The sequence below is a fragment of the Thermomicrobium sp. CFH 73360 genome, assembly GCF_023806465.1.
Classification (GTDB): domain Bacteria; phylum Chloroflexota; class Chloroflexia; order Thermomicrobiales; family Thermomicrobiaceae; genus Thermomicrobium.
In genome coordinates this window covers 313300-328162 of the sequence record NZ_JAMSLS010000002.1, presented here as the reverse complement: position 1 = coordinate 328162, position 14863 = coordinate 313300, and the positions used below count along the sequence as shown (strand labels likewise).

At 65.6% G+C, this 14863-nt stretch carries 9 protein-coding genes; 3 read left to right on the top strand and 6 right to left on the bottom strand.

Features of this window, described 5'->3' with window-relative positions:
* Nucleotides 1-366: 366 nt before the first annotated feature.
* On the top strand, nt 367-723 hold the full coding sequence (locus NET03_RS04835) for an endonuclease domain-containing protein (RefSeq protein WP_252127765.1): 357 nt from the start codon (nt 367-369) through the stop codon (nt 721-723).
* A gap of 1349 nt (nt 724-2072) precedes the next feature.
* Nucleotides 2073-3872, top strand: a complete 1800-nt coding sequence (locus tag NET03_RS04830) for a hypothetical protein (protein ID WP_252127764.1) — start codon at nt 2073-2075, stop codon at nt 3870-3872.
* Nucleotides 3873-3931: 59 nt separating this feature from the next.
* Here the strand turns inward: NET03_RS04830 and NET03_RS04825 are convergent, their stop codons facing one another.
* Nucleotides 3932-5374, bottom strand: coding sequence for a hypothetical protein (locus NET03_RS04825; RefSeq protein WP_252127763.1), 1443 nt, complete (start codon nt 5372-5374; stop codon nt 3932-3934).
* 871 nt (nt 5375-6245) lie between these two features.
* Entirely contained in the window at nt 6246-7079 is an 834-nt protein-coding gene (locus NET03_RS04820) for an RNA polymerase sigma factor (protein ID WP_252127762.1), read from the bottom strand.
* Nucleotides 7080-7976: 897 nt separating this feature from the next.
* Here NET03_RS04820 and NET03_RS04815 point away from each other — a divergent pair.
* Nucleotides 7977-9749, top strand: a complete 1773-nt coding sequence (locus tag NET03_RS04815; RefSeq protein ID WP_252127761.1) for a M28 family peptidase — start codon at nt 7977-7979, stop codon at nt 9747-9749.
* A 473-nt stretch (nt 9750-10222) separates the two neighbouring features.
* Here the strand turns inward: NET03_RS04815 and NET03_RS04810 are convergent, their stop codons facing one another.
* From NET03_RS04810 to NET03_RS04795, 4 genes are all read right to left on the bottom strand, one after another.
* Nucleotides 10223-10555 (bottom strand): heavy metal-binding domain-containing protein, encoded by a 333-nt coding sequence (locus NET03_RS04810; RefSeq protein WP_503008008.1) that lies wholly within the window; start codon nt 10553-10555, stop codon nt 10223-10225.
* A 186-nt stretch (nt 10556-10741) separates the two neighbouring features.
* A complete protein-coding gene (locus tag NET03_RS04805; protein ID WP_252127760.1) occupies nt 10742-11944 on the bottom strand; it encodes an ABC transporter substrate-binding protein in 1203 nt (400 codons plus the stop codon).
* Nucleotides 11945-11980: 36 nt separating this feature from the next.
* Entirely contained in the window at nt 11981-13186 is a 1206-nt protein-coding gene (locus NET03_RS04800) for an NAD(P)/FAD-dependent oxidoreductase (RefSeq protein ID WP_252127759.1), read from the bottom strand.
* A 21-nt stretch (nt 13187-13207) separates the two neighbouring features.
* Nucleotides 13208-14332, bottom strand: a complete 1125-nt coding sequence (locus NET03_RS04795) for an aromatic ring-hydroxylating oxygenase subunit alpha (RefSeq protein WP_252127758.1) — start codon at nt 14330-14332, stop codon at nt 13208-13210.
* Nucleotides 14333-14863: the final 531 nt, after the last annotated feature.

Below are 14863 nucleotides of genomic sequence, written 5' to 3'. Positions count from 1 at the left end.
GTGTGGGAGAGGGGGTCAGGGGGTGAGGGCGGAAACAGTGGGTGAGAGGGGGCAAAGGGGTGAGGGCAGAACGCGTGGGAGTAGGGCCTTGAGGGTAATCCCGAGAGCCAGGCAGGTAGGGGCAGTATCTCCGGCACCTGGTGAAGGAGGCGGACCCAGTACACCACCGCGGGTCAAGATCGCCAGAGATTGGAACGCGCCTGCACGACAAGCACGTTGCGCTGTTCAGCCAGTGGTGACCGACCTGGCGGGTACAAACAGAGGCGTCGCAATCTGCTATGCTTCCGCCCAGCAGCGTCCTCGCACCGGCATCAAGACGGCTCTGCTAGCGGGCGTTCCAACGGATTGCACACACCAGAGATGTGGATGGACGAGCAACGAGAGAATCGCCGGTTGCAGCGGCGCGAGCTGCGGGCTCGACAGACAGAGGCCGAGCGCCGTCTTTGGAACGCTCTGCGGAATCGCCAGCTCGCCGGTTGGAAGTTCCGCCGCCAGCACCAGCTGGGTCCGTACATCGTCGATTTCGTGTGCCTTGCTGCTCGACTTGTGGTAGAGGTCGATGGCCCAGTGCATGAGCAGCAGCAAGAGTACGATCAGTACCGGGACGAGTACCTCCGAGCTCTCGGCTATACCGTCCTCCGATTCGAGAACCACGACGTTTTTGACGACCTGCCACAGGTTCTCGAGCGGATCCATCGGGCACTTCCGTCAAGACCCGAGTGAACCGCTCGGCGGTTGCGCACGAGTGAGAGAGAATGATCCAGACTGGTGAACTCCAGTTCAGCCAATTGTCCTCTGCTGAACCTTAGGGAGTCGTCAGCCACCCGACGCCGTCGGCTCGTTGATCCCGTTCCCTCCTTCACCGCCGGTCAGAGAGCGGATCGACAGCGGTTCCCTTTCTGCCCGCACTCCACAATCCCCGCTGCAGCCGGTCCCCTCTACCCGCTAACCTCTCTCACCCGTCAGAACCACCCTCACTCCCAACCCGTGGCCCATCTGGCGGGACAGGGGGAACCAGCTTCCTCCTGCAGAGACACCCCTCACCCCCAACCCCCTCTCCCGCTCCGTGCGGGAGAGGGGGCCTGGGGGTGAGGGCAGAACCAGTGGGAGAGGGGGCAGGGGGTGAGGGAAGGCCCCCTCTCCCACTGAGTGTGGGAGAGGGGGCCAGCGGGTGAGGGTAGAACCCGTGGGTGAGAGGGGGCCTGGGGGTGAGGGCAGAACCAGTGGGAGAGTGGTCACGGGCGCTTCGGGAGGCAGATACGGGACGCGGGCAGGGGTGAAGACAGTCGCCAGGGCCGAGGGGGTGAGGGCAGAACCAGGGGGAGAGGGGGCCTGGGGAGGGAGGAACCAGCGCGAGAGGGAGATCATGGGGTGCTGGCTGGACGGGCCTGCGCGTGGGCCTTCCGATTTCCCGCCGGGTCTTTCACCAGGATGCCGGGCGCTGACCAAGCGGTCGCTGCAGGACGGCTGAAGGTCCGTGAACAAGGATGGCGCACGCTGGCAAGCGGGGCGATACGGAGAGGCCATGCGCCCGAAGTCGGTGCCCGCTGCGGCAAGAGGGGTCGCTGGGGCGGGGAGGTCGGCGGAGGAGATGCCTGACTTTTGTGGCGTGGGATGCAATGGTCGTATCGACTGAACCATGTGGCCGATCCCGCCCGTGCGTTGGAGCGCGGGCGACCTCGGCTGTGCGGTGGACCGGGAGTTCCCAGTCCTGTGGGGAACCGGGGGGCGGTGCCGTGGAAGCTTGAGCGTACCGCGTGGCGCAGCGGTCGCCGACTTGGTAAGTAGGGGAGAGCGCAGACTGCGCAGCCGAGACCGACCTGGGCAGCATGCCGCGGTTCGACGCTGCACGCCTTGGCAGACACACAAAGACCGTGCCTCCGGCGGTCTGCTGCCTGGTCTTGCCATTCCCACCGCGCAGGCCAGTGCGCAAGAGTGTCCGCGCGCTGCGGTGCCTGGTGATCGATCTCTGGTCGCAGCCAGTGTGACGCAGCAACGCGCGGTTGGCGAGCGTGCTGACGTGCGCCATTGGGCAGCCGCATTGAGACGCGTGCCTGAAGGGAAGGTGACGCATGGAGGTGGAACTGGCGGGAATCCCGCTCGTGGTCCTGCCCGGGACCTACCGGCGGGAGACACTGGCGCGTCGGCCGAGCGGGCCGGTACGGGTCGTGGTACGGAGCTTTACGCGGGCCGGGCAGGCACTCCAGCGGGCAGCTGATCGGTACTGGAGTTCCCTGGGCGCCTGGCCGGTCTGGGACGGGCAAGGGCTGCGCGCCGGACCGCGACTGGTGGAGGCGACCGCGCCGGCCAACTGGCCGAGCGGGAGTCCAGCCTGGAGCGGCATCGTAGCACCCGAGGTGCATCTGGTCGCGGGCAATCGGCAGTGGCGGCTCGCCGGAACGCCGGGGAGCGGCTACAGTGGGCTGACTGAAGTGCGGTCGCTCGCGGCCGCGGTCGTCGATGCCTGCCAGATGGGCACCAGGCTGCTCTTGACCCACGGGTCTGCTGCGCAGGTTTCGAGTATCGACCTTGTGGCCAACACCTACACAACGAGCTTCTACCAGAATACGGCACGGCTCATCGCGACCGATGGCCAAGCGGGCTACCTGGTGCCCACCACGGCCGGGCAGGACGACCGCGTGCTCCGCTACACTGCGGCGACGAGCTCCACGACGCTCCTCCTTGACGCGCCAGTGCGGCGGCTTGCCAGCCATGCTGGTTTCGTCTGGGCCCTGACCCGTACCGCCCTCTGGCGCCTGAAAGGCACCACGGCCGAGCTCCTGTTCACCTTCACGCCACTGCTGAACCAAGACGACGGTGCCTTCCTCGTCGGGCACGGCACCGCGCTCTATACCTGGCTCAGTGGCCAAGTGCACCGGGCCGATACCACCGGGTCGGTCCGGGGCTGGACGCCGACCGGACCACGGGGGCTGGCGACACGTGGGGCAGCGAGTGCCGGGGGGTACTTGTGGGTGGTGCTCCAGGACGCCGTGAGCGGACGGTGGCAGCTCTGGGCCACGCCGGGCCGACTCGCCACCCTGCAGGGGCTGGTGCTGGATTGGGAGCGCGAGGAGCCGTGGTACCTGCTGGAGGAGTGGACGGATAGTGGGGCTGGCTGGCCGGTGGCTGTCGGTGGCCGACACCCAGACGCGGACCTCCTGCTCGTGCAGGTGGGGACGAACGGACTCCTCGTCGGACAAGCCGTCCCCCGTCCTGGTTCTCCGGGACTGCGCAGCAGCTTCCGCGTGGCCAGTGGGCTGGCGGTGGGGCTCCCTCTGCCGAGTGTGCCCTGGCTTGGGGTCGGTGCGGCGCTCGCCTGGCTGGGTGAGGGCGGTGCGAGCGCGGTGCAGGCGCGAGTGGGCTGGAGTGCCGATGCTGGGGCCAGTTGGAGCTGGGGGAGCTGGCGGAGCGTGGGTGGTGGGGCAGCGAGCGGCTTTGTGGTGCTGGAAGAGCGGTTCACCATGCCGCTTGAGTCTCCTGCGCTTCAGGCCACGGTTGCGGTTAGTGGCGTCACCGATTGGTCGCCAGCGGTCGTGGGCCTCTGGGCGTTGGCCGGTGGGGCGGTGGGGGAGGGAAGTGGAGGAAGCGCGAGTGAGGGAGTCTGGCTACCGCGGCGGCGCTGGCAGTTTGCGGTGCAGCTTGCGCCGCCGCTGCTGCGGGACAGTGGTGGGGCGGAGACGCGGGATGGAGGGACGCTCGCCGCAGCATTGTGGGAGCTCTGGCGGAGCGGGGCGGTGGTCGCGTTTCGGGACATCGATGCGGGGGTTGGCGAGGACTGCCTGGTGCAGGTGGTAGGGCTCAGTGAGCGGTGGGAGGGGATCGACGTGCGCCACGCCCGGCGCGTAGACATGGAGCTCGTCGAGGTGGGGTGAAACGGAGGGGCCGGCCCAGGAGCCGGCCCCTGCCCTGAGATGAAAGTGACCCGACGACTTCAGCTGATCGGGGTGCCGCTGCCTTGCGAAACCCCCTCATAGATATCGTCGGGGACACCATTCTGATTCGCGTCCCAGTAGACGCGGAAGACGCCGGCTTCGGGAGTGCTGGCGCCACCATCACACTGCCAGTACACATCCTGCTGGAACGTCCCCGCGCCTGGGCCGACCGTCGTGGTTGTACCTAAGACTTGGACATCGGTGTTGTACGGGCATGTTGTAGAGGTGTTCGTGAAGATGTAATCATCGACTGCGGCCATATCCGAATTCACGCTACGCAAAATCAGCGGTACCCCGTTGATCCCCGTGATACCGCGGAGCACACGAGCGACGAGGCGGCCGTCGGCGGCTGGGCCCACTTGTGGGGTGCCCCGCACCCGGGCGTCGTTCGGATTGCCCAGATCTTGGAGCGTCAGTGTCAGCTTGGTGAAGATGACGCGCACCTCGGCGAGCTTGATTAGTCCCGGATAGTTCCCAGACCAGCACTCAATACGGAGGACGTCACCGTCCTCAGCGGGGGTTGTGTTCAGGGTCACATTCACCTGCGCATCGCCAAAGGGATCTGCAGTGATATTTCGATACGATGCGTTGGCAGCAAGCCCGGTGGCCCCGGTCATCGTCAGTATATCTGATGTCGAGCCGGCATTGATCTCCTCATACTCAATAATGGACAGCGGTGTACCAGGGTTGAAATTGGTATCGCAGCTCACCCTCCATGAAGTTGGTATCGTACCGTTGGTAATTTGGTTCCCGCTAGCGTCCCGAATCGGCAACACATACGTTTCCCCAAAACCGCTCACGGTCAGCTTGGGGCCGATAACCGGGTTCCCCGACGGATCAGTGATACGCAGGACGGCAAGCAGCGGCGTTGGGGTCGGTGTCGGGGTTGGGGTCGGCGTCGCCGTCGGTGCCGGCGTCGGTGTCGGGTACGGCGTGTAGGTCGGGTACGGCGTGTAGGTCGGGGCGGGTGTCAGCTGTTGCCGCTGGGCGAGCAGGATGATGATCTCCCGCGAGACGTGGCCCTCGAGCACTCGGAACTGCGGCGGATTGTTCGGGTGGAACTCGAAGCGGGCGCGCTCAAACCACTGCGCGGTCACGCCGAGTTCGGGCGCATAGTACTCCTCCGTGAGCGGATAGCCATGCTGCATCAGCCCGCCCGTGCGGTCCCAATAGGCCAGGAATTCACCGCACAGGTTGTGCCGCGTCTCCGGGAAGTACCGGCACCCCGGCTTGGGAGCTGCTGGTACCACGGCCGACTCCGGCGGGAGATTCGGCACACGGTGGCCAGCGATGATCCAGTCGTAGACGCTCTGCGCGGCCGACGGGAGCACCGCTGCCACCACCAGTGCCGCTGCGACCAGGAGCGCGACCCCTCGGCCACCCAGCCGCCAGCGCCGCCGTTCCCCGTCAGCGGCAGGACGTAACGGTCGCAAAAGACTCATACCCGCACCTCCTTCTTGCCATCTCACCGACCCAACGCATACGCACCTGCGACCGTCCCCCGGTACGTACGGTCAGGTCAGCATTCTTCTCTCACCTTATACAACGAACAACGTGCCGAGTCAATCGCATGTCCGTACATCTCCCGACACGTCCCCGCGATGTCGCACACGCTGTCATGTCGCTGGCGAAGAAGATTCTGCCGTGCCGAAAAGCGGCCTGCTCCGTGAAGGCGGAGCCACGCGGCACTGGGTCGGTGCTCTTGGCCCTAACGGGGGGCCGAGCTTGGGTTGTGGCACCGCAAGCAGCTCCTTGAGCCCGATCCATGGAGGCCACTCCAATGACCGATGATCCCTTTCGGGAGTGCTCGTGTTGCGCGGTTGCGTGAAGTGGCGGGCGTTGTCCACTGCCCTGCGACCTGCCACGACGCGCGTCTCGACGCCTGGAGCAACGTACCTGACCCGCCGAGCGCCCGACCGGAGTTCTTCGAGGTCAGCAGGGACGCCGCTGGGGACGGTTGCCAGGGCAGGACGAGGAGGCGCGGGAGCGTGCCTGTGCGAGCAACGTTGAGAACAGACTCCTGCTGTTGAGTAGCGCGCAACGCTGCTGTTGGCGTCACTCTCGTCCTGTTGCCAGGTGTGCGGGTGTTACCCGTTGCAAGACAGCGTCCGCCAAACTCGAGCCGGCGCTTCGGCTCCAGGGCGCCGTGGAGGCTGCGCGCTCCGGCCCGCATGGGCGGCTGATGGCTCGAGCAGGCTCAGCAGCGAGCCGGTGCCACGCCGCTCCAAGGCAGGCTTGGTGCTCAAAAGGTGCGGCGGTGCTGGTTGCAAAGCGACTGGTCACCGTGCTCCGGCTGACCGGCGGCCCACCCGGTCAGGGGTGGCCAGGAGTGGCCCGGAGCCGCCGACCAAGCCGACGGAGGCGGCGGCGCGCTGTTCGTTCGCTGATGCCAAGACGCGCTGCCGCCTCCCGCAGGCTGTAGCCGGTGAGCAGGAGTTCCAGCAACGTGCGCTCGGCGGCGTCCAGGCCGGTCAGGAGTTCGAGCACTGCCATTGTTGCTGCGCCGTCGTCCAGCGTGGCATCCAACGTCGGCGGTGGAGCGAGCGGGCCGCGCGGACGGAGCCCCTCGAACCGCCGGACGGCGGCGGTGAGGCGTCGTGCAAAGTGCGCAAAGAGAAAGCCGGCAAAGCGCTCCTCACCCGGCCAATCGGTGAGGAGTGTGCAGAAAACAAGGTAGCCTTCGTGGCGGATATCGTCCAGCTCTGCCAGGCGTACCCAGGCCCGGCGAGCCAGGGACGCACAAACACGGTCCAGATACGGGGAGAAGCGCTCGTAGAGCCGGTCGCGTAGCTGGCGGTCGCCGCGCTGAGCCAGGCGGGCCAGGCCGTCCAGAAACCCCTCTTCGATCGGGTCGGGCGGGAGTCCACTGCCCGTGCCGGTGCGGCGCGTGCGGCCGCTCTTGGTCTCGTGGGGAGGATCACTAGAGGAGCTGCGGGTCCTGGCGTCTGTAACGGCCTGCGTCGCGTGTTCCTGACCGTCCAGAGACTGGGCAGCGTTCGGCGTCAGGCGGTAACGGTCCTGCGCTGGTGGGTGGCCTTCTCCTGCTGCGTGCTGGGCCTGTACCGTGCCACTGAGCCGCTGGGCAGCGGCGTGGCCGGTATTCGCCAAACGGTCTTGATCGGCACCGGAAGCAAACGGTTGCTGCACCCCTTACTCCCTTTCCCTCAGAGCAAATACGAACATATGTACGTATTCTACGACCGCTCCGTCCAGTTGTCAATGGAAGTAGCGGATGGGGATGCGTCGCTGGACTGCCGTTTGGCGAAGCGAACGAGCAGGAACCAAGCGCTGTGGTACTCGGTCGTGTTGGCCGGCAGCGTGGGTCGGTGCCTCGCCCGGCATCCCCGGGCACACCGCGGCCGCAAGAGGGATGCTCTTGGTTGCTGCCTGACGACAAACGGCCGGGCTCCCTCCCAACGCCGCTCTCCGAATCTTTCCCGGCCGTTGACGGCCGGACTCAATCGTGAAACCGGCGTTGGTCATTCACCTCGCCCGGCCGTCAACGACCGAGCTCAATCCTGATGTCGGCTGAAGCCGGATCCGATTTGTCCCTCCACGGCGTGGGGGATACTGCCCGGGAGACAAGGTTCCGTGCCAGCCACCTCCGGGGCTTAGTGGATGGAAACGGGGTTTTCAGCCCCGGGCTGCAACCTTGGCGCACGTCAACTCCCGGGCATGTGGTCTCCGAACGTGGGGTCGCGCGCTGACACACGTCAAAGGTCGAGCATGTGATGTCTCGTGTCCACGTTTCCAACTCAAGTTCCCTTTAGGGGGCCTGAGGGATTGAGCAGCGGGTGTCGTGAAGGTGTTGTGAGGTTGCAATTCGCCGGGCTTTCAGCGAGCGGCGTCTTGTCCCGCCTGGGTTTCAGTCCCGCGCAGCTGGATGTGTGATTGCCCCCGGATTCCCGCCTGCCCGTAGCGGAGCAAACGATTCCGGGTGCTGGGAACGCGTGAGCACTGTCTCATGCAGCAGTTGTGCGAGATCAGTTAGGATATCCCCGCGAGATCGCCCGGTCACGGGCCACACCAGGAAAGGGGTGGAGGATGCACACCGCCTGGCGCGACCCGGAGGTCGAACGTCGTCTCTTGGCTGCCGTCTCGCTCGACGAGCCGTGGGGCGTGGTGGAGACCTTCTCGCTTCTTAACCGGTTCTCCGGCGGCCCTGAGGAACGGCAGGCGCTCGAGTACCTGACGGACCGACTCGAGCGCTGGGGCATCCCTTTTCGTGTCTTCTGGCCGACCTGCTTGATCTCCCGCCCGGTCTACGCGACGCTCCGTGTGGTCGGACCCGGTGAGCGTCCCCTGCGCGCCAAGACGCTCGCCTTTTCTCCCTCAACCGGTGGTGCCGAGCTGATCGGCGAGCTGGTCGTCATGTCCGGGCAGGGTGAGTCGGCCGAGCTCTTTGGCGCTGCCCTTCCGCCGGAGCTTCCCGATCTGCGCGGTAAGGTGGTGCTGGTCGAGGGGTTCGGCTTTGCCGCGCAGGCGGTGCGTTGGGCGGCCACTGGTGCGCTTGCCGTGGTCTTCGTTCACCCCGGCGACGCAATCCACGAAGGGATCGCCACCACCAGTTGGGGGTCGCCTGACCTTGATGCGGAGGGGACAGTGCCAGCGGTGCCGGTGCTCGCGATTGCCCGACCTGACGGTGAAGCGCTCCGCACCCTGGCCGCTCAGGGACCGGTTACGGTGGCCGTGAGCACGATGGTCGAGACGGAGTGGCGCCCTCTTCCGGTGCTCGTCGCTGAGATCCCCGGGACGCAGGCGGCCGATGAGTTTGTGCTGCTGCACGGACACCTCGACTCCTGGCACGTCGGGGTCGGGGACAATGCGACTGGCGACGCTGCGCTCTTGGAGCTGGCCCGCGTCTTCTGGCAGCACCGTGAGCTTTTGGCGCGGACGGTGCGTATCGCCTGGTGGTCCGGCCATTCGCATGGTCGCTACGCTGGCTCCACGTGGTATGCCGACGCGCATGCGCAGGACTTGGTGCCAAACTGCGTCGCCCATGTCAACTGCGACTCACCTGGCTGCCGGGAGGCGAGCGAGTATCGGGACGTTGCCGCCATGGCCGAGGCAGCGGCGCTGGTGCGCACCGCGATCCGTGACCTGACGGGCAAGGAGGCCACCACGGCCCGCCCACCGCGTGCCGGCGACTACTCGTTCACGAACTTGGGGATCACCGGGTGCCTCATGCTCTCCTCGACGATGCCGGATGAGCTCCGTCAGGCGAAGGGATACTATCGGGTTGGAGGCTGCGGCGGCAATATCGTGTGGCACACCGAGGGCGATACGATGGAGGTCGCCGACCCGGACGTGCTTCTGCGGGACATCCGCGTCTATGCAGCGGTCGTTTTGCGCCTCGCCAATGCGCCGATCCATCCGCTCGATTTCCGAGCCACGGTCCGGGAGATCGAAGCTGCGCTCTATCGCTACCAGGAAGCAGCCGGTGAGGCGTTCGACCTTCGCCCGGCGTTGCAAGCGGCGGGGAACTTGTTGACGACACTTGACCGGTTCTACGAGCACACCGCGACCCTTTTGGATCGCCCGGTCGACGATCCGGAGGTACGGCGGATGAATGGGGCACAGCGAGCGCTGGCGCGCCACCTGGTGCCGGTCAATTACGTGCGCCGTGGCCGCTTCCGCCATGATCCGGCCGAACCGATCCCGCCAGTCCCAGAGGTGGCGGCTGCGCTTGAGCTACCGCGGCTTGCGCCGGGGAGTGATCGTTGGCACCGCGTACGGACGCATCTTTTGCGTGGACAGAACCAGGTCGTGTGGTCGCTCCGCCAAGCGCATCGTCGGATCGCCGAGCTGCTGAGCTGAGCAGAGGGCAAGCGCCCGCTGGAGCCCCTTCCCAACGCGGCGAGAGGCGGCGGTGGCGTTTGGCAGAGTGCGGTGAGCGTGGCCACGGAGACCAGCGCCACGGAAGGACAGTAGCTATCGGCGCGTGTCGTCGCGTTTTGGGGGATAGGGCAACGGCGCACCCCCGAACTGCCGCGCGAGCATTGGGTGCCCGGGATGCGCATGAGCCTGCTCGTTGATTGGTCCGTTGCGAAGCAGAATGCCTAGTACGGTCGGTACTATCCGGGCGTTCTCTCTCACCCTTCAGTTGAAGTGGTCATGGTATGGCCTGGACGCGAGTGCTGCCACTTGTTCAGGGGCGAATGCAAGGTAAGGTGGTCCTCCAGGGTGATCTGACGGGGAGAGGCGGCTGCCCTGCCGCGCGCCGGTGCACCGACGCTCAGAGTGGCTTGCCGACATGTGTTTCGGACGGAGAGCGCGTTCCTCGGACCCCCTCAGATCCGCACTGCTGTCCCAGAAACCGTCACCATCAGCATGTTGCCGCCGCCCATGTCGATCGTCTCGTAGTCGATATCGACGCCGATTACCGCATTCGCGCCGAGCTGCCGGGCGGCCTCGGCCATCTCCTGGAAGGCGATCTCGCGCGCCTTGCGGAGCTCCTTCTCGTACGCTGCCGAGCGGCCACCGACGATATCGCGGATGCTGGCAAAGATATCGCGGAAGATGTTGGCGCCGAGGATCGCCTCGCCGGTCACCACCCCAAGATATTCCTTGACCGGCCGTCCCTCCACAGCGGTCGTTGTGGTAATCAGCAGGTCAGTCGACATGTTGGTCCCTTCCCGACTCTTCCCGCTTGCCTGAGAAGGATCATAGCAGATGCCAGGTTGGCTGGTCTCTTCTGATTACCCAATACCCTGGAGGCGCGGTGTTGTCAGGGCAGAACGCCGACGAGCACGGGAGCCGGGCCGAGCTCGCAACGAGCCCGGCCCGGGGAGTGCTGGAACGTGTGCAGTTTAAGCAGCAACCCAGGCATTCCACCGTTCGACGACGGCGTCGAGGTGTTCTGCCCACCACTGGTAATCAGGGTAGACCTGCAGCGCCTTGTTCTGCGGCGCACTGGGCAGGACGGCCACGCGCTCAGGCGGCAGCGCCTCGAAAGCCCGCTTGTTGGCTGGACCGTCCGGATAGATCATGGCGAAGCCCCGCTGGATCTCTGGGCGGAGTGCGAAGTTGATGAAGTCGTGGGCCACATCGACGTTCTTTGAGCCGCGGGGAATCACCAGTGAGTCGCTGGAGAGGCGTCCCTGGTTCCAGGTGTAGCCGAGGACGGTCGAGCCTTGCTCAATCAGGAACTGGATACGGGCAATCCAGGCGTCGGTCAGATCAACTTCGCCGTCGCTCAAGAGCTGGGCCGGTTGGGCGCCGGCCTCCCACCAGACGCGAACGTGCGGCTTGATCCGGTCGAGGGAGCGGAAGGCACGGTCGATGTCGAGCGGATAGAGCTGATCAATCGGCACGCCGTCGGCCAAGAGAGCCGCCTCGATCGGTCCCCACTGCGCGTATTTCTGGAAGGCGCGCACACCCGGGAAGCCCTGCACATCCCAGAAGTCGGCCCAGCTGTTCGGTGGCTTCTGCGGGAACTTGTCCTTCCGGTAGGCCAGGCAAGTGGAGTAGTAGTAATAGCCAATACCGTGCTCGAGCACCAGTTCCGGGAAAATGTCCTTGGTGTCGATCTTGCTATAGTCAAGCGGCTCGAGCAGGTTGAGCCGGCCCATCGGGATGACGGCTTCAGTCCCAACGTCGACCACGTCCCATTCAACGCGGCCCGACTCAACCATCGTGCGGAGTTTGGCTTCGTCCGTCGTGTCCTCAACGATCTGGCAACCAGTCAGGCGGGAGAACGGTTCATAGATCGCCTTTCGCAATGCGTCCTGGAGTGCACCGCCCCAGGAGGTGACGACGAGGGTGCGTCCCTTCCAACGGTTGGGGTCGTCGTAACCGGGGACGAGCAGTGTATCAGCTGCGGTGGCTGGTGGTGTGGCTCCAGCCCCTGAGGGTGTGGGAGTACCGAACGCTACTGGGGCGGGTGTCGGTGTGGCAGCTTGCCGGCAGGCTGCCATCGCCCCGGCTGCGGCGATTCCTACCAAGAGCTCCCGGCGGCGCAGCCGTTGCTGGTGGAACAGGAAACGAAGCAGTGCATCGATGCGGTCTGCCATGTTGGCTCCTCCTCGCAAGTCGTGACCCTCATCACCTCACCGCGTCGGGAAGGGGAGCGCGATGGTATCGCGCACCTTGCTGGGCTCTTGGAAACGGGCGAGCCGGATCTCGTCCTCAGGGAGCTCCGTGACCCGTTCGTCCAGGATCAGTTCGGCCATCTTCATCCCCAGTGCCGGACCCCACATCATGCCGTGGCCGCCAGCGGCTAGGACGTAAAAGCCAAACCGCGGCTCGTCGATGATCGGGAGATGATCCGGCGTGTAATCAATGGAACCGGTCCAGGCGCGACCGATCGGCAGGCCGCGCAGCGCCGGGACGGTCGCCTCCCAGTGCGGCTTGAGCCGCTCGAAGTAGTCCCAGTCGAACTCCAGGAGGAAGCGGTCGGTCGGATCAGGCTGCTCCTCGGGGTTGCTCATGCCGAGCAGGACGCCCTGCTCGTCCGGCCGCACGTAGTAGCCCTGGGCGAGAACGAAGAACATCGGGAAAGACGGTGGCAGTTCAGGCGGGCGAGTCGGGAAGCTGACAATCTGGTGGCGGGCAGCCGAGACGGGAACATCGATGCCGAGGAGCTGGCCGATGCGCCGGGCACCACGCGGGCCGGCAGCGTTGACCACCCGCTCAGCCTCAAAGACACCGCGACTCGTCCGCACGCGGTAGCCGCTCTCGAGCGGCTCGATCTCCAGGACCTCGCACTCCTCAAAGAGCGCCACACCCGCGCGCAGGACGGCATGCGTGATGTTCCGGGCGACGATCGCCGGGTAAACGAAGCCGTCGTTCGGGGTGTAGGTGGCACCAAGGAACCGACTCCAATCGATGAAGGGGGCGTGCCGGGCGGCCTCCTCAGGCTCCAGCCAGACGTTCTCGACCCCGCAACGCTGGCGAAGCGCGACGAGGTCTTGGAAGGCTGCACGCTCTTCTGGGCTCGAGGCCAGGACGTAGTAGCCAACCTCCACAAAGCCGCTCCCCAGGCCGAGCTCGCGCCCGAGCTCCTGATAGAGCTCACGCGACCACTTGCCGAGCTTGACTGCGGTCTCCGAGCCGCCTTGTTGACGCACGATTCCGGCCGAGCGGGTGGTGGCGCCGAAACCAGCCCAATAGCGCTCGCAGACGGCAATGCGCTGCACGCCCCGCTTGGCGAGGTGATAGGCCGTCCAGAGCCCGAGGTTGCCGCCGCCGATAATCAAGACGTCATACGTGGGCATCGCTTCCCCATCCTTTCCGTCCTCACCGATCTGCCTCACGCTCGTCCTCACCGTGCTGCGTCAGTTGTCGGCCACTCCGAGCTGTTCCAACACCCAGTCGTTAAAGCGGCGGATATGCGCCTCGATCGGGGCGAAGATGCCGCCCTCGGCGTAGGCACGGGAGTGCATCGACAGCTGACAGCGCTCGCACATCTCCCAATCCTGCCGGTTCACGAGGTCCCAAAACTCGACCGCGTCGCTGGGGTCGAAGTCCGGCGCGCTGACGACCTCGGGGGCGAAGAGCCAGTCGCAGACGATGCGGGTGCGGTCGGGTGCGAGGGGCTCCAGCCGATGGATCAGGACGTAATCCGGGTGCAGGTTGACGAAGACGTTGGGACGCAGGACGAGTCCGTAGTACGTGCGGTCGTCCTCCGGTCGGAGTCCCGGCAGGAGGGGTCGGGTGCGCCTGCCGGTCAGGGTCAGCGTCTCCACTCCCTCGGCGAAGGTTGCACCGACCCCCTGTTGATAGGCCTGGCCGGCCCGGAAGCTGGGGACGAGGCGGCTGAGCTCGGGGTGGACGACGGCGCAGTGGTAGCACTCCATGAAGTTCTCCACCACGAGCTTCCAATTGGCGGCGACGTCATAGGTGATGCTCGCGCCGACGGCAAGGTCACCGATACGATAGCGCTCGAACGTCTCCGTCTCGCCGAACCGCTCGAGAATTGGCGGCACCAGCTGCGACTCCACCGGCGGTGGATCGTCCGACAAGTTGACCCAGATGAGCCCGTGCCAGATGGCGAGCGGAATGGGGTGGAGGCCGTACGCGTCGGCTGCGAAGCCGGCAGCGTCCCGCATGTTGGGCGCGCCGATAAGCCGGCCGTCCAACGCGTAACTCCAGGCGTGGTAGGGGCACTGGATGACGTGGCCGGTGAGGTGTCCACAGGGCTCGGTGCAGAGACGCGCACCGCGGTGGCGGCACACATTGAGGAAGGCGCGTAGCTCCCTGTCTTGCCCACGGACGACGAGGAGTGGCTCGCCAGCTACCTCGGTGGTGAGAAAGTCACCCGGCTGCGGTAAGGATGCGGCCAGCCCCACGCACATCCAGAGACGGGCGAAGATTTCCTCGCTCTCGCTACGGTACAGGTCGGGATCCCAGTAAAATCGGCCAGGCAGGGTGGGGACGATCGCTGCAGTGCGAGGGTCCACGCTTCACCTCCGTCGTCGCGTCAGCACTGATGCTGCCGAATCGGTATCCTGCTCCATACCGGCTGTCTCTTCCGGATACTACGTATTGAATACGTGGTGGGAATCATCAAGGCAATATGTCGACTGTCCAAGCCGAAACGTTCTGTTTCATACGTTTTGATGAAAGCGATCGGTGGGGGGGCGGAAGGCTGCAAGGGCGTTGGTCGTGGCGCTGCTTTGCGAGTGGTTCATCGGAGCTCGCTGCTCTCTGCTCCTGGGATCTCCTTGTGGTTGTCGTTCTCGGACGCCTTGTGCCAGAGCATAGGAGGGTGTTGGCACTGTGCCAAGCGCTGGCGTTCTCCGAGTGGGGGACCTGCTAGAGTACTGACGCCCGCGTGAGTCAGGCTGCTCTGGACGGCTACATGCCAGTGGGTGGCAGCGGGGGCTCATCTCCAGAACGGTCATTGCGGGAGCCAGTGTTCACGTACGGCTGCCAGTGACCTTCCAGCGATTGAGGGCATTCCGTATTTGGGAGCAAGCTGGCGAAACGAC